This is a genomic window from Erwinia tasmaniensis Et1/99, from assembly GCF_000026185.1.
GTDB classification, from domain to species: Bacteria; Pseudomonadota; Gammaproteobacteria; order Enterobacterales; family Enterobacteriaceae; genus Erwinia; species Erwinia tasmaniensis.
This window is the reverse complement of sequence record NC_010694.1, coordinates 1,538,325-1,554,537: the sequence shown is the minus strand read 5'-3', so window position 1 is coordinate 1,554,537 and position 16,213 is coordinate 1,538,325. Positions and strand designations below refer to the sequence as shown.

Sequence of the window (16,213 nt, the reverse complement as noted above, 5' to 3'; positions counted from 1 at the left end):
TGCCGGGGAGTATAACCGCCCGCTGCGGTGCCCCGGCATGGGTGAGCTTTACTGTTGTCTGGGCGAAACAATCCCAAAGCGCTGCATACGGCGGTAAAGCGTCATACGGCTGATCCCCAACTGACGAGCGGTAGCGCTGTGATTCCAGCGGGCGGCGCGCAGATGCTGAATCAGCCGCAGCGCTTCCTGCGGCAGTTCAGGCCGGTCGCACTGGGCGTGTTCTGCTAACGCCCTTTCCCCCATTCCGTCCGGCAGATCGTCGGCTTCGATACATTCGCCGTCACAAATCGCCGTGGCATAGGCCAGCGCGTTGCTCAGCTCGCGCAGGTTGCCGGGCCAGCCGTGCTGATGCAGGCGCTGCCGCGCTGCCGCCGACAGCTGCATCCCGGTGCTAAGCATGTTATCGATCAGCCAGTTAAGATCGCTGCGCTGGCGCAAGGGCGGCAGTGATATCTGCGCGCCCTGCAAACGGTAAAACAGATCGGCGCGGAAACGCCCCTGCTCAACCAGCTGGTCAAGCGCGTGATGAGAAGCCGAAATCACCCGAATGTTGACCGCCACCGGACGGGATGCTCCCACCGGCAATACCTCTTGTTCAGCCAGCACGCGCAGCAGGCGCGTCTGCATTTTCAGCGGCATATCACCGATTTCATCAAGAAATAAGGTACCGCCATCCGCTTCCTGGATCAGGCCGCGCCGGCCCTTATTGCCGGCACCGGAAAAGCTGCCGGGGAGATGGCCAAAAAGCTCGCTTTCGATCAGCTCGGCCGGAATAGCCGCACAGTTGACGGCAACAAAGGGCTGATTGCCACGCTCGCCCGACTGATGAAAGGCTTTTGCAAAATACTCTTTCCCGCAGCCGGTTTCGCCGTGAACCAGCAGATTCAGGCGCGCATTCAGCAGGCGCGCTGCGCGCTGCAGCTGCTGCTGTAACCCCCGGTCCCCACCGCACAGTGCTGCCAGCGGAGCGGGCAAGGCCTGCGCTGCCAGCGGTACCTGCTGCACGGGTCTTGCGGCAGGCTGCTGTACGCTGGCGTAAAGTTCTGTCCCGCTATGGCATAGCGCCAGCGTTTTCTGATCACCGCTGGCGCTCGCCAGCCAATGCGGCAAACTGTCGAGGGAGGTGCAGAACAGGTGTTCCATCGATCTGCCCAACACAATACCGTTGTCTGCGGAGGATGCCAGCTCCTTTTCCAGCATGCGCCGGGCGCGCTGATTACAGCCGGATAGTCGTCCAGCCGCGTCAACGGCTATCAGGAAATCCGGATTGATCCCGGCGGCGGGCGTTGGGCTAAGCTTCAGTATCCAGTGATTACGGTGGCAATGTGCCAGCCAGGCATTTTCAATCTGCTGCGCGGCCAGTCGGGCAAGCTGTAATGCCAGCAGCTGGCTGGACTTAGCCTGCGGGGAGCTCAGCGCCGAAATATCCAGTACCGCAATCAGCTGGCCCTGTGGGTCGAACAGCGGCACGGCCGAACAGGTCAGCGCGATATGCGCCGCGTCGAAGTGATCGGCCTGATGCACGGTCAGCGCCCTGCCCGTTGCCAGTGAAGTGCCCACCCCGCAGGTCCCCATCCAGGCTTCAGACCACTGCGCGCCCAGATACAGACCGGCACGACGCAGCCCGACCTCCGCCACGCGATCTCCAAGATAGTCTACGGTCACCCCTTGTGCATCGCTCAGCATGACTACATAGCCCAATCCGGCAATCTGTTGATAGAGCGCTTTCAACGTATGACGGGCGATGCTGCAAAACTCCTCCATGCGATCGCGATGTTCACGCAGTTGCGTCCACGGCAGGATACGCGCCTCCTGCATGCGTCCAGGTTCCAGTCCGTGAAGCTCAATGCAGCGCAGCCAGGAGTCACGGATAGTCCGATCCTGCTGATTTACCGCCTGCGAGGACAGGTTTTTGCGTGTGCTGGCTACCACGGTGGCAATATGTTCGCGCTGGCTTTGGTTCACGGGCCCTTCTCCTGGGTACAGTGGGAATGACAACGTTTATTTGTGCGCTAACAGGATACGCTTATCGGAACAACATTGCTTAATTTTGCCAAAACGAATCGAAAGGTTCGGAAATTAACGGCAGAGGTTGGGCAAGCGGCGCGCGGTAAAGAGTGCCGTGACCGGCTCCTTGTAATAACCCACTATATGCGGCCTACGGACGTAAACCTGCTAGGCTAAAAGTACGTTCTGGGCCGTGGCACGCTGGGCAGAGGGAGTTTGCCGGACAGGTTATCGGCATTGGGGGCCAGTCACGGTTGGTTATCAGCGGGACCGGGGATATAAAACGGCTAAGCGGCGGTGTCCACCGGCTCGCCGATATGATGTACGCTGGCTGACCGCACCTCCGGCGGCTGCGTGGCGCAGCTGCGTATAGTCAGAACAAAGATGATGGCAGCAGCCACCAGTAACGCGCACAGCAGCGGGAAGGAAAAAAGGTTTTTCATATTATCGGTTTACCTGTAAATAAGTCTTATTATCATACCGCCAATGATGAAAAAGTGAAAACTTTTAAAAAGGGGTTTTCCCGGCATTTTCAGCGGTCGGCTTATCCCGATGGCAGTATCAATGCTGTTTTATTCAGCAGTTGATACTAAAGAACGAAATCAGGCTTTGACATCCCCCGGCCCGCTGGATATGATGCGCCCCGTTCCAACAATTCCTCTGTAGTTCAGTCGGTAGAACGGCGGACTGTTAATCCGTATGTCACTGGTTCGAGTCCAGTCAGAGGAGCCAAATTAAAGAAACCAGATGCCTGACGGCGTCTGGTTTTTTGCTTTTTATCCAAATACTCCCCCCTCTCAACCACCACTCACGTCCCTCAGGTCACACCGGTTGATCCCCCCCTTTAGCTGGTAAAAATAGTGATAAAACGGGTTTGAATATTCTCTTAATACCTATATTCCCTGATCCTCATTAAGAAAGTTGTAACCATCCCGTAATACTAATTACCTCAAACAACGCCGCCTGATTTATCAATTTCAGGCTTATTTTTGCATGCTAGCCGTAGTTGGATGGTCTGACCGTTTGAGCTTGGATAAAATAGTAGAGTTGACAACAGGCAGAAAATTACGTAAGAACAAACTTACCAAATATTATTATTCACTTCCATAAAATAAGAAAATATGTAAAATTCAATGGCAGATGATGTGTTATGAGCTGTATTACGAAAATAAAATAAAAAACATATTAAGAAAATGATAACATTGAACCTTCTTATAAGGAGAGATTGATATGAACGTAAAAAGTTTAAGTGAGCTTTTTCAAGGACGGCTTTTACGTATACCAGACTATCAACGAGGTTACGCATGGTTAGAACAGCAGTTCGAAGATTTTTGGGAAGATCTCGTTCATCTAAATCCCAACCGAGTCCACTATACTGGAGTCATAACGTTAGAGAAGGTTAAAAAAAATTATTGGTCTCTCTGGGAAAATGATACTTGGATAATAAACGGCATAGGGTATAAACCTTACTATGTTGTAGATGGTCAACAACGTTTAACAACGGCAATTATTATGATCCAGGCCATTCTGGAATCTGTACCCGATGACACAAAACTCAATTTTCAGTCTAAAGAAAACATACGAAACAAGTTTATCTTATTTAAGGCAGACGATGGTCAAAGGCAGAGTTTTATTTTCGGTTATGAAAAAGACAACCCCAGCGATGAATATTTAAAAACAAAGGTATTTGATGAAAATTCGCATACTAACGAGTTTAAAGAGACACTTTACACACGAAACCTTGGTAAGGCGAAATCTTACTTTAAAAGAAGACTTAGCGCTCTCTCAACTGAAGAAATCGCGGTAATCTATCACAATTTATCACAGAAACTCAAATTTAACATTTATGAGATTGATGATGAGATCGATGTTTTTGTAACATTTGAAACCATGAATAATCGAGGAAAGCCTCTTACAAGCTTAGAATTATTAAAAAACAGGTTAATATATCTCTCTACTTTATTTCATGAGCATACAGGCCATGAGGTTTTGAGAAAAAAAATAAATTACTCATGGAAAACAATTTACGAGTATCTTGGTAAAAACCCAGAATACAGACTCGATGATAGCACTTTTCTGAGGAATCACTGGACTATGTATTTTAAATATAGCCGCCAAAAAGGTGATGACTATATTGTCTTTTTATTAAATGAAAAGTTTACAGCGCAAAATGTTACTCACCCTAAAAGTGAAGAACTTAGATTAACCGTTAAGGAAATAGAAAGTTATATTACCAGTCTCCAGGAAGCTATTCGCCCCTGGTTCTACATGCACAACCCTTACTTTCAAAAAAGTGATTACGATAATTCCGAAAGCCGCATACTCCTCGACCGTTTAGGGAGACTAAGCTTCAGAGCTTTTAAACCTCTTGTTTTGGCTTCATTTGTTTCCAAAAAAAGCTTCAATGAAATCAACGATCTATTAATTACAATTGAAAGATGTAATTTTACTTTATTTACTCTTAGCCGAAGAAGATCTAACACTGGCGATACCGAGTTTTACCTAATGGCGAGAGAATTACTCAACCAACAAACCACTATCCCTACTCTGATTGAAAGAATAAATCGATGGAAAGAATATTACTATGAACCCGATAGATTTTACAATTATATCTCAGAAAAATATAAGTTGAGCAATAGCGGCTTTTATGGCTGGAGTGGATTACGTTATTTCCTGTATGAATATGACCAGTGGCTGACTCATCGTGGTAAACAAGCATCACATAAACTTAGCTGGTCCAGTCTTATTTCTGAAAACAAAGACAAAATAACCATTGAACACATATACCCACAAACAGCGTCTAAAGAATATTGGTACACTCGCTTTGGACATTTGAAAGATGAAGACAGTGTCCGCCTGGCAAATTCTTTAGGGAACCTCGTTCCACTTAGCAGATCTAAAAATTCCAGCTTACAGAATGCTGGCTTTAATTTAAAGAAAAACGATGGTAAGGGCGTAGGGTATTATAATGGCTCCGCATCTGAAAATGAAATAGCACAATATGAAGAATGGCTGCCGAACTCAATAATTCAAAGAGGGCTTGATTTATTATCTTTCATGGAAGAAAGATGGAAGATCTCCATCGGAGATGAAGAGTTCAAACGTAAGTTACTTCATGCCCCTGTATGTTTAGGTGGAGCTACCAAATAGAAAGTCTTATTTCATAATGACCAACATCACTTTAACGGGATTTGGTCATTATAGAATACAAACTTATCGCCAACTGTATACTGAAAAAAACCAAATGAAAAAGACTCATTACCCTGACAAAATATATAATATTAGTGTATAAGTCACTTAACCAGAACGATGAGACAAATCCCATCCGAACCTTCATTTATGACAATGCCACGCAAACGCTTCGACGGTCCGTTTTTTTACGTAGCCCCCGCACCGCACTGGCGGATGGGGATGATGCGGTCAGTAAATAGCTTTAAGATGCTACCGCAGATCCTCAACACCGGTGTTTGATGCCGTGTCACCACAACGGCTGGCGAACCTTACCGTCGGACTTACACGAATACCCACTGTCGATAGCCGGATTGAGTAAGACCCCGGCCCGGCCACAAATGCCGGCGGCGCTGCTCAACACGCCGGGCGGTGGATGAAAGCACTCACGGTTAATTCTCTGCGATACGTGTAGCCTAATGTAGCCAGCTACTGCCCTGACTGTTCTACCCATGAGGTTAGCTATGTCCGCACTTTTTACCCCGTTTACCCTGAAAGATATCACCTTGCGCAACCGCATTGCCGTGCCGCCAATGTGCCAGTACAGCGCCGATGACGGCCTGACAAACGACTGGCACCAGGTGCATTATCCCGCGCTGGCGCGCGGAGGCGCGGGGCTGGTTATTGTCGAAGCCACGGCGGTTTCACCCGAAGGACGCATCACGCCGGGCTGTACCGGACTATGGAATGACCAGCAGGCGCAAGGCATGGCGAAAATCGCCGCCTCCATCAAAGCCGCTGGATCGGTTGCCGGTATTCAGCTGGCTCACGCCGGACGTAAGGCCAGCGCCAACCGCCCCTGGGAGGGCGACGATCATATCGCCGCACAGGACAGCCGTGGCTGGGATACGATCGCCCCATCCGCCCTGGCCTTCGGCCATCATCTGCCTAAGGTGCCGCAGGCGATGACGCTGGAACAAATTAACCGGGTTAAGGATGATTATGTCGCCGCCGCGCGCCGCGCGCGTGACGCCGGTTTCGAGTGGCTCGAGCTGCATTTTGCCCACGGCTATCTCGGACAGAGTTTTTTCTCGTCGCACACTAACCAGCGTACCGATCGGTATGGCGGGAGTTTTGCGGGTCGTAGTCGCTTCCTGCTGGAAACTCTCGCGGCGGTACGTGAGGTCTGGCCTGAAAATCTGCCGCTAACGGCCCGTCTTGGCGTGATTGAATATGACGGGCGTGATGAAGAAACGCTGGACGAATCGATCGAGCTAACCAAACTGATGCGCAATAACGGTCTGGACCTGCTAAACGTAAGTATCGGCTTCACCGTGGCTGAAACGGATATCCCGTGGGGACCAGGCTTCCTTGCCCCGGTATCAGAACGAGTACGCCGCGCAACCGGACTGCCGGTGGCAGCCTCGTGGGGAGTTGAAGCCCCTGCCGTGGCTGAACGCGTGATAGCCGAACAGCAAATGGATTTAGTGATGATAGGTCGTGCGCATCTCGCCGATCCAAACTATGCGTACTATCTGGCGAAACAGCTAAAGGTAGAGCGCCCTTCATGGGTCTTGCCAGCCCCCTATGCGCACTGGCTGGAACGTTACCGTTTAGGTGAATAGTTGCCGTTCTGAATGAAAAAATCCGCACGGCGTGAGTGAATCAGCGCCGCGCGGTTTTTTACCTTAAGGGTAGGATGAACCACAAATGATTTTCTTCTTACCCTCATTCCCTCTAGCGCCCGTAGCGAAACACTCTTTTGCGAGTTTCTTTAACGCTATTTCTGATGCCAGTAGGCCACGGCACGCACGAAGGTGGCGTCACAGCCTCGCCGTTCGATAAAGTAATCATTAAGCCGCTTAACAAACTCCCCTTCTCCGGTTAGCCAGATAAAGTAGTCTTCTGGCGGCAGAGAAAGCCGATCAAAGGCAGCGATCAGAGCAGCGAGATGTTCATCTTTTATCGCCCCGTTGCCCAGCCAGCTGGCCTCCACTCCGTTCAGCTCCGGCAGATACGCTTTCCCACAGGACTCATCGACACAGGCGTACAGTTTCAGCTGCACACCGCTTATCGTTTGCTGCCTTCTCTTAAAGGCCGGCAGCCCGCTTTCGTCACACACATACAGCTGAAAAGCGTAATTTTCAGGAACCACCAGCGAACCACGCGGGCCTCCTATTGCCAGCGCATCCCCTATCCGAGCCCGCTCCGCCCAGTTGCTGGCCACCCCGCCGTTATGAATGTAGAAGTCCAGAGTCAGGGTTTGCGCCTCGCCGTCGAAGAACAGCGGCGTATAGTCGCGGGAAACCGGGCGTGCACCCTCTGGCCACGTCACCCCGTCTTCTGTCACCACGGGCATGACCAGCTCACCGCTGTCGGGGTGCGGAAAGAAGACTTTAATATGATCGTCGAAACCGGGAGAGGTAAACCCGGCCAGGTCTGCACCGGTAAAGTCGATGCGCCAGAAGCTGTCGGCCACCCGCGTTTTTCCACTGACGGTTAGCCGGCGGAAGCACAGCGGGTTACGAATGCGCTGTGGGGCACGGTGGGCTTGAGTCAGGCTGTTCAAAATCTATCTCCTCGCTGTCGGGTATACAAAGTGGAAATCACGGTTGTGACGGTTAAGATATATCTTCGATTTATTCTGGCCGCAAGCAAACGGCCCCCTCCAAACCATCAGGACCTATTCTCCTGTGCGCTAATCGTATTCACCTGTGGTCGGTACTTCCACAACCAGCGCCCGCTGTCCATACGCCGGTAGAAGGCAACGCCACGTATCATCCAGTCCAGCACCATCCCGAGCCAGATGCCCACCACGCCAAATCCGAGCACGACCCCCAATAAATAGCCGGCCACAATGCGCCCGCCCCACATACTGAGCAGTGAGATCCACATGGTAAAACGCGCGTCGCGTGCGCCTTTGAGGCCGGCTGGCAGCACCCATGAGGCGGCCCAGAACGGCATAAAGGCGGCGTTAAGCCACACCAACATTTTCACTACGTGAATCACCGATTCATCCTGGGTGTAAAACCGTGCCATCGTTCCAGCAAGGGGAACGCTTAACAATGCAAGACCGCAGAGCACGATGCTCGACAGCCAGAATATATAGCGCAGTAACCGAGCCGGCTGTCCCAGCTGTCCGCGGCCAAGTCGCGTGCCGACGATAATAGTCGATGTCGATCCCAGCGCGTTACCCGGCAGATTAATCAGTGATGCGATGGAAAAAGCAATAAAATTCCCGGCGATCACATCGGTGCCCATTCCGGCAACAAACACCTGAGTCAGTAATTTCCCGCCGTTGAACAGCACCGACTCAATACTCGCAGGAACACCAATGCCAAGGACTTCGCGCAGTATGCCGACGTTTAGCCGGGTAAAATAACTTTTCAGCGAAATTTTCAGCACGGGAACAAAGCCGATGGCCAGCACGTAAAGTATCGCCGCTGCGCCGATATAACGCGAAATGGTCAATCCGAGACCGGCACCGTCAAACCCCAGTCCGTGCCACGAGAAGCAGCCATAGATCAGCACGCTGCTGATGACGATATTCAGAATATTCATCCCGCCGTTAATCAACATCGGGATTTTAGTATTACCTGCTCCACGCAAAGCGCCACAGCCGATCAGCGCAATGGCCGCAGCCGGATAGCTCCAGGCGGTGACCTGAAGATAGGAGAGCGCCAGCGCTTTGACCTGTGGCTCGGCCTGGCCAGCCACCATATCGACGATCTGTGGGCCGATAAATTCAATCGCCAGCGCCAGAACGATGGCGAATACGGTCATGATAATCAGCGACTGACGCGCTGCCGCAACCGCCCGATCGCGGTTAAGTTTGCCAAGGCTGAAGGCCACCACTACGGTGGTGCCCAAGTCAATGGCGGCAAAAAAGGAGATCACGACAATATTAAAGCTGTCCGCCAGGCCGACTCCGGCCATCGCTTCTTTTCCGATCCAGCTGACAAGAAAAGTGCTCAGGACTCCCATCAACAGGACGCATAGGTTCTCAAAAAATATCGGTACGGCCAGCGGTGTGACTTCGCGCCAGAATAATACCCGCCAGGAGCGCCTTTTCGGATACCACGCGCTGCCTTTAATCGCCTGCGATACTGAAAAGCTGAATTTTTGCAAGATGAGTCCAGTGACTATCAGGGAAAGGGGCACTTTTTATGATGGTAAAGAGCTATCATTATGCAAAGTTTTTTTATGTATCAAATTGCAGCCTGAAAAAAGAAAAATGACATTATCATGCTGATATTATTGTGTTTTATAGTATGCGCATGTCATAACAAGCCGCCGTTACGCCGCAATTTACGGACTTTTCACATGGGCTGAAGACATGAAAAAGCCGGGCTGTTTTCAGCCCGGCTTAAGAGGTTAGCAGAAGACTCCTGCTGCGGGTAAACTACCCCTTAACCTCACCCAACGTTTTCAGCTTTTTGGACAGGTCGCGGCGTTCTTTTGACAGGTCAGCCACCTTGATGATGTATTCATCCACACGATCTTCATAATCGCTGCGCATGCTGGCGATGATTTCCTGGATAGCCTCAATGCTCATACCTGGCTTAATGTACTCACTCAGGTTATCAAGCAGCAGCACGCGCTTCTGGTTATCACGGATTTTCTTTTCGTTATCGTGAATTTCACGCTGCAGTTTGTTTTTACGACGGAACAGACGTACGAACTCCAGCACGTCGTGGAAGGATTGCTTTGCATTTTCCATGAAGACACCTTTCATTTTGGCCTGCACTTACAGGCATCATTGTCGTGGCTATCAGCTTAGCGGCGAACCGCCGCCGATGGCAATTTTAACTTGCATAACCGGATTGCGCCTATCTTACCCTGAAGCCGAGCTTATCGCAGTAAGTTGTTGCTGGATCATTCTATTTTCGCAGCGCAAGACGGGTAAGCTCCGATAATCTTTCCAGCTGGCGGGCCATTTCCAGGCTCAGCCAGACGTAGCCATGTATCGGGGTTTCAACCCGATCATGACTGTCTGATTCGGCGATCAGCTGCCTCAGCTCGCGGCTGATTTCCGCTAGCTCAGCGCTTCGGGCGGCGATGTTATCGCCGCTCCCTTCCACCACGGCCACAGACAAAGCGCGCAGCGTGCTTTCCGTCATCTGCTGCGCACGGCGCAATGCCGGAGCATTGAGCATAATCAGATGGCTTTGACGTGATGCCCACCACGCATTGAGTTGCAGTTCAAGGGTACAGACCAGATTGCGATTCAGCGTCTGGATCCCTTCAAAAACGGAGCGCGGGGTGCGGGTTTCTTTGCTTGAGGGGTCGATCAGCGCACGCATTTTAATCACATTACCCAGCAGGCGGTGCAGTGGGCGCGTAAGGCGCGGCTTTTCCACCAGATTAGGCGATAAGCCGGCGTGATAAATACGCGCCGTCTCCAGCAGCAGGTCCGAAAACTGGATGCGCCAGTGGGTATAGGCCTTTTGTGGCCAGATGCTGGTGAACAGCAGCGCAAGCAACGACCCCAGTATCACATCCCCTCCGCGCCAGAGGGCGGTCGTGATATCTCCGGGAACGCCGCCGCAAACTACGCCCAGCGTAATGCCAATCAATAGCGCCATATAGGGATGTTTGCCGAGGGTAAGAAAGCCGCTGATAAACATCACGAGCGCGCACCACACCAGCATAAATGGGAGGGAGAAAAGCTCCAGCCAGATGGCGATCAATCCGGCTATCGAGCCGAAAAGCGTGCCGAAAATACGCTGTACCGCACGCGGAAAGACGTTGCCCCAGGAAGAGACAGGCCCCATCACGACCACCAGGGTAATCAGCGGCCAGCTGCCTTCGGGGATCTCAGCGATCCTGACCAGCAGAAAAGTGAGAATAAATGCCAGCGCGATACGCACGCCGTGCACGATGCGGTAATGGCGGTAAAGGCTGAATTGAAACGCGGTCAGCGGCATATCCGGTCGCAAGAGTGGCTCCGAAAGCAGAATGAATTGCGCGACATCATACCCTAAGCAAAGGCGGGGAACAGGAGCCGAAGTCAATTTCTGCGTGACTTTTGTGCTTAGTTCAGCACGATATGCAGAAGAAAACGCCGGACCTATCCTGTCGGAACAGGACCTTAATCAGCCATTTTCTTTTTGCTAAAGGCTTCCCGTCACCCGACCGGTCAGTATGTAGCCCCCCCGCCAGCCGTTTTAGAACTTCATCTTGATGTAGTCAGTTATCCGCGTAAATAATCCCGCTTCCCCGACAGGCTGCAAAGCAACCAGAGGATAGCTGGCAAGCTGTTTATCACCCTGCATCAGCTGAATAACGCCGACCTGCTCATGCAGCTGGATGGGGGCTTCCAGATTTTTACGCTCAATAACGTATTTGGCTTTGACCTGCTGCACCTCATCACGCGGTAGCGTATAGAAGACATCTTTATCACTGCCTAAGGCAACACGATGCGGGTTGCCATACCAGACATTCTCATTGCCGATTTCTTTACCGGCATGGAACAGCTGCACGGTATCGAAATAACGCTGCCCCCACAGCAAAAGTTGACGCGCCTGCTCTTCGCGCCCTTTGGGGCTCTTTCCGCCCATGACTACCGCAATCAGGCGGCGCTGCCCGTCGAGGCTTGAGGCGATAATGTTGAAGCCCGCGCTCTCGGTATGACCCGTTTTCAGCCCGTCGACATGAAGCTCTTTGTCCCACAGCAGGCCGTTGCGATTCTGCTGGGTGATCCCGTTCCAGGTGAGGGACTTCTCGCTATACATCTGGTAGAAGTCAGGCTCGCCGCTGATAATGGCACGGGATAATGTCGCTAAATCGCGTGCGGTGGTGAACTGCCCTGGGGCATCCAGACCATGCACGGTTTCAAAGTGGGTATTGCTCAACCCCAATTTTTCCACATAGTGATTCATCATGCTGACAAAGTTATTCTGGCTGCCCGCAACATAATCAGCCAGCGCCACGCAGGCATCGTTGCCCGAATCAATAATCACACCACGGCTGAGATCGCGCACGGATACCTTTTCGCCGGGTTTCAGGAACATCAGTGAAGAGCCCTTAAATACCGGATTACCGGCGGCCCAGGCATCCTTACCGACTGTCACCACATCATCACGAGTGATGCGCTTTTGATCGATAGCCCGGTCGACCACGTATCCGGTCATCAGCTTAGTCAGGCTGGCCGGGTTACGACGCTCGTCGGGCTGACCGGAGGTGAGAATTTGCCCGGTGGTCGCATCCATCAGCACCCAGGAAGCCGCATCAATCACAGGGGGCGTTACTTCGGCGGCATGGGCAACGCCGTAAAGGGAAATCAATAAAGTAAAACTTGTGGGCAGGTACTTCTTCAACAGGGGATCCTCCAGCTACAGACGACAGGTGCGCATGTTGTACGGGATCCATTGCTGCATTGTGTAACTAAATTGCAAGAAAATATGAAATTTCAGTTGGTTAACCTTATCGAAAAGGCACATGTGCTGAAATTACGCCGGGGGGCTTTGTGCTGACGGCTAAAAACGGATGGGAGCGCCTATCGTGATATTTTCCGAACCAAAGTCCGGCGGGAGCCCCTGCCGCGTGCGGATCTTTTCATCTTTGGTTGGCCTGTGCGCGGCACGATTATCGGGAAAGGTTCCGGGGCCTTTTTTACAATCAAACCCCTGACAGACAGAGGGCCCTTCAAGCGCGTCCACGCCGGGATAAGGGCTGACACAGCCGGAGAGAGGAAATGTACACAGTATGAGGGTCGACAATTTCATGATGTAAATCCCTTTATTTTGAAAGTCGCCGTTAGCCTACGCGCCATTCACCGAACAAATTATAAACAACTCGCGTCAAGCCTGGCGCATCAGATATTTCAGTACAGGATAAATATGGTTTACCATAACCTGCGTCAGGAACGTGTCGCCGGCCGCCATGACATAAACCGCATTCCCAGACTGCATGCTGATTGACTTAATGTACCCGCGATCGAGGAAGCAGCCGCTAACATGTCGGTAACAAGAAGCCACATCGCTTCTACCTGGAATAAAACCTGAAAGTCAGCGTATAACATCAACCACAGGTAACCCTATACCGTGAAAGACAAGCCCGCACAGCCAACGTTCCTTTTCCACGACTACGAAACCTTCGGTACCAGCCCGTCGCTCGACCGCCCTGCGCAGTTCGCCGCTCTCCGTACCGACATGGATTTCAACCCTATCGGCGAGCCGGAAGTGTTTTACTGCCGCCCGGCAGATGACTATTTGCCGCAGCCGGAAGCCGTGATGGTAACCGGGATCACCCCGCAGATAGCCCGTGCTCGCGGGCTGAATGAGGCGGAATTTACCCAACGTATCCATCAGCTGTTCAGCGCACCGAATACCTGCGTGGTGGGCTATAACAACGTGCGTTTTGACGACGAGGTGAGCCGTAACCTTTTCTACCGCAACTTTTACGACCCCTACGCATGGAGCTGGCAGCACGGCAACAGCCGCTGGGATCTGCTGGACGTGATGCGCGCCTGCTACGCGCTGCGCCCGGATGGGATCGTCTGGCCGGAAAATGACGACGGCTTTCCCAGCTTCCGCCTTGAGCACCTGACGAAAGCCAACGGCGTGGCGCACGAGAATGCCCATGATGCGATGTCGGACGTGTATGCCACTATCGCTATGGCAAAACGGGTGAAGGAGAAACAGCCGCGCCTGTATGATTTCCTCTACGCTCACCGCAATAAGCAAAAGATCGGCGCGCTGATCGATATCCCGCAGATGAAGCCGCTGGTGCATATCTCCGGCATGTTCGGTGCCGCAAGGGGGAATACCAGCTGGATTGCGCCGCTGGCATGGCACCCCGATAACCGTAACGCGCTGATAACCTGCGATCTGGGGGGGGATATGGCCCCGCTATTAGAACTGGACGCCGACGCGCTACGCGAGCGGCTATACACGCGCCGTGAAGAGCTGAACGGGGCTTCTCCGGTGCCGCTCAAGCTGGTGCATATCAATAAATGCCCGGTGGTCGCCCCGGCGAATACTCTGCGCCCGGAAGATGCTGAACGTATCGGCATCGACCGCCAGCGCTGTCTTGATAATCTCACCCTGCTGCGCCAGCACCCTGAAGTGCGTGAAAAAGTGGTGACGCTGTTTGCCGAAGCGCAGCCGTTTATCCCATCGGAAGATGTGGATGCCCAGCTCTACAACGGTTTCTTTAGTGATGCCGACCGCAACGCGATGAATATTGTCCGCCAGACCGCGGCCGAAAACCTGCCGGCGCTGGATCTCACCTTTAATGATGCGCGTATCGAAAAGCTGCTGTTCCGCTTCCGGGCGCGCAACTTCCCCGGCACGCTGGACGATGCGGAGCAGCAAAGCTGGTTGCAGCACCGGCGAGAAGTGCTTAACCCTGAACGGGTGCAGGGCTACGTGCAGGAGCTGGAAATGCTGTTTAATCAGTACGAAGGGGATAAGACCAGGCAGGAGCAGCTGAAGGCGCTGTTTGCCTATATGCAGGAGCTGGTGTCTTAGGGGAATTTCCCCACGCGCAGCGCAGAAGTGAAGCGCTGCCGGCCGTGGAGCAGACGGGGCAACCGGCGATGGCCGGTTGCCCCGTTTTTTTACATCATATCTTCACTGCACTGCGGCACCGGATTGCGGAAGCTGCGGGTGACAAAAGCCAGATACAGCAGGCCGATGGCCGCCCATACCAGCCCAAGCACCATTGAACTCTCTTCAAGATTCACCCACAGCGCGCCCACGGTCAGGGCACCCAACAGCGGCAGCACCAGGAAGGTGAAGTTATCCTTCAGCGTTTTATTACGGCGCTCGCGGATCCAGAACTGAGAAATCACCGACAGATTCACGAAGGTAAACGCCACCAGCGCACCAAAGTTAATCAGCGCCGTGGCGGTCACCAGATCGAAGGTGATTGAAGACAGCGCGATCACGCCAACCAGCAGCACGTTTAACGCCGGGGTACGCCACTTCGGATGGATATAGCCGAAGAAACGCACCGGGAACACGCCGTCACGGCCCATCACGTACATTAACCGGGATACGCCCGCGTGTGCCGCCATACCTGAGGCCAGTACCGTTACGCAGGAGAAAATCAGAATGCCAAACTGGAAAGCCTTGCCCGCCACATACAGCATAATTTCCGGCTGGGACGCGTCCGGATCTTTAAAGCGCGAGATATCCGGGAAATACAGCTGCAGGAAATAGGACACCACGATAAACATCAGGCCGCCAATCAGCGCCGTCAGGAAGATGGCTTTCGGGATCACCCGCTCTGCATCTTTAGTCTCTTCCGACAGTGAACTGATACCGTCAAACCCGAGGAAGGAGAAGCAGAGTATGGTCGCCCCGGTGATCATCGGCACCACGTGAGCATTTTCCGACCAGAACGGCTTACTGCTGACTAAGGTGCCTTGTCCTACGCCGTGCGCCACGCCCCAAACGACCATTCCCATGATGGTCACCATCACCACAACCTGTAGCACCACAATGACGCTGTTGAAGTTGGCAACGGTTTTGATGCCTTTGAGGTTAGAGAGGGTCATAAAGCCCACCAGCAGCACCACAAAGATCCACGACGGAACGCCGGGCACCAGCGCTTCCCAATATATTTTCGCCAGCAGAATATTGATCATCGGCATAAACAGATAATCAAGTAGCGAAGACCAGCCAACCATAAAACCGACGTGCGGGCTGATCGCTTTCTGTGCGTAGGTATAGGCCGACCCTGCTGAAGGGAAGCGGCGTACCAGCTGGCCGTAGCTCAGCGCGGTGAACAGAATAGCAATCAGCGCGAATGCGTATGCGGTAGCAACGTGGCCATCAGTGAGGCCAGAAACGATGCCAAAAGTATCAAACAGCGTCATTGGCTGCATATAAGCCAGCCCCATCATAACGACGGGTAATAACGTCAGCGTCTTTTTCAATTTTGCACGTGGCTGTGCGGCTGGAGTTGCGGAATTATGCGCCATGATTCAGCCTCCCCATAGCGTCAACCTTTCTGGGTTGATCCACAGGGAAACTTCGCGCAATGCGAGAGCTTTTCGAAAGAGGATTAAGGAATGTGCGGGCAGGAGTGA

At 52.6% G+C, this 16,213-nt stretch carries 11 protein-coding genes and 1 tRNA gene; 4 read left to right on the top strand and 8 right to left on the bottom strand.

The window, feature by feature from the left end; genetic code table 11:
- Positions 1 to 48: 48 nt before the first annotated feature.
- Together ETA_RS07940 and ETA_RS20135 are read right to left on the bottom strand one after the other, a co-directional pair.
- The gene (locus tag ETA_RS07940; RefSeq protein ID WP_012441110.1) at positions 49 to 1,965 is read right to left on the bottom strand and encodes a sigma-54-dependent Fis family transcriptional regulator; all 1,917 of its coding nucleotides are present in this window, start codon (positions 1,963 to 1,965) and stop codon (positions 49 to 51) included.
- 329 nt (positions 1,966 to 2,294) lie between these two features.
- Positions 2,295 to 2,450 (bottom strand): hypothetical protein, encoded by a 156-nt coding sequence (locus ETA_RS20135; protein WP_167310304.1) that lies wholly within the window; start codon positions 2,448 to 2,450, stop codon positions 2,295 to 2,297.
- Positions 2,451 to 2,663: 213 nt separating this feature from the next.
- Between ETA_RS20135 and ETA_RS07935 the strand changes: the two genes are divergently transcribed.
- The 3 genes from ETA_RS07935 (at position 2,664) to ETA_RS07925 (ending at position 6,800) form a co-directional block, all read left to right on the top strand.
- Positions 2,664 to 2,739, top strand: a tRNA-Asn gene (locus ETA_RS07935).
- Positions 2,740 to 3,237: 498 nt separating this feature from the next.
- Positions 3,238 to 5,157 carry a DUF262 domain-containing protein gene (locus tag ETA_RS07930; RefSeq protein WP_012441109.1) on the top strand — a complete coding sequence of 640 codons (1,920 nt, stop codon included), beginning with the start codon at positions 3,238 to 3,240 and terminating at the stop codon, positions 5,155 to 5,157.
- Positions 5,158 to 5,699: 542 nt separating this feature from the next.
- Positions 5,700 to 6,800: an NADH:flavin oxidoreductase/NADH oxidase gene (locus ETA_RS07925; protein ID WP_042958800.1), complete on the top strand. Its 1,101-nt coding sequence runs from the start codon at positions 5,700 to 5,702 to the stop codon at positions 6,798 to 6,800.
- A 155-nt stretch (positions 6,801 to 6,955) separates the two neighbouring features.
- On the opposite strand, the gene ETA_RS07920 is transcribed toward ETA_RS07925, so the two are convergent.
- The 5 genes from ETA_RS07920 to dacD all read right to left on the bottom strand — a co-directional run bounded on the left by ETA_RS07920 (position 6,956) and on the right by dacD (position 12,482).
- A complete protein-coding gene (locus tag ETA_RS07920; RefSeq protein WP_012441107.1) occupies positions 6,956 to 7,744 on the bottom strand; it encodes a siderophore-interacting protein in 789 nt (262 codons plus the stop codon).
- Between the two features lie 107 nt (positions 7,745 to 7,851).
- The gene (locus ETA_RS07915) at positions 7,852 to 9,321 is read right to left on the bottom strand and encodes an EmmdR/YeeO family multidrug/toxin efflux MATE transporter (RefSeq protein ID WP_042959300.1); all 1,470 of its coding nucleotides are present in this window, start codon (positions 9,319 to 9,321) and stop codon (positions 7,852 to 7,854) included.
- Positions 9,322 to 9,577: 256 nt separating this feature from the next.
- Positions 9,578 to 9,895: a PTS system regulator TmaR gene (gene tmaR, locus ETA_RS07910; protein ID WP_012441105.1), complete on the bottom strand. Its 318-nt coding sequence runs from the start codon at positions 9,893 to 9,895 to the stop codon at positions 9,578 to 9,580.
- A 160-nt stretch (positions 9,896 to 10,055) separates the two neighbouring features.
- Positions 10,056 to 11,114, bottom strand: coding sequence for an FUSC family protein (locus tag ETA_RS07905; RefSeq protein ID WP_012441104.1), 1,059 nt, complete (start codon positions 11,112 to 11,114; stop codon positions 10,056 to 10,058).
- 228 nt (positions 11,115 to 11,342) lie between these two features.
- A complete protein-coding gene (gene dacD / locus ETA_RS07900; RefSeq protein ID WP_269446412.1) occupies positions 11,343 to 12,482 on the bottom strand; it encodes a serine-type D-Ala-D-Ala carboxypeptidase DacD in 1,140 nt (379 codons plus the stop codon).
- A 738-nt stretch (positions 12,483 to 13,220) separates the two neighbouring features.
- Between dacD and sbcB the strand changes: the two genes are divergently transcribed.
- A complete protein-coding gene (gene sbcB / locus ETA_RS07890; protein ID WP_012441101.1) occupies positions 13,221 to 14,648 on the top strand; it encodes an exodeoxyribonuclease I in 1,428 nt (475 codons plus the stop codon).
- Positions 14,649 to 14,737: 89 nt separating this feature from the next.
- Here sbcB and ETA_RS07885 read toward each other — a convergent pair whose 3' ends face one another.
- Complete coding sequence (locus ETA_RS07885; RefSeq protein WP_012441100.1) at positions 14,738 to 16,105, bottom strand: APC family permease; 1,368 nt, start codon at positions 16,103 to 16,105, stop codon at positions 14,738 to 14,740.
- Positions 16,106 to 16,213: the final 108 nt, after the last annotated feature.

Bases quoted from the DNA above. Each gene is read 5' to 3' on its own strand.
- tmaR (WP_012441105.1), bottom strand. From the start codon at position 9,895: ATGGAAAATGCAAAGCAATCCTTCCACGACGTGCTGGAGTTCGTACGT.
- ETA_RS07930 (WP_012441109.1), top strand. From the start codon at position 3,238: ATGAACGTAAAAAGTTTAAGTGAGCTTTTTCAAGGACGGCTTTTACGT.
- ETA_RS07885 (WP_012441100.1), bottom strand. From the start codon at position 16,105: ATGGCGCATAATTCCGCAACTCCAGCCGCACAGCCACGTGCAAAATTG.
- ETA_RS20135 (WP_167310304.1), bottom strand. From the start codon at position 2,450: ATGAAAAACCTTTTTTCCTTCCCGCTGCTGTGCGCGTTACTGGTGGCT.
- ETA_RS07925 (WP_042958800.1), top strand. From the start codon at position 5,700: ATGTCCGCACTTTTTACCCCGTTTACCCTGAAAGATATCACCTTGCGC.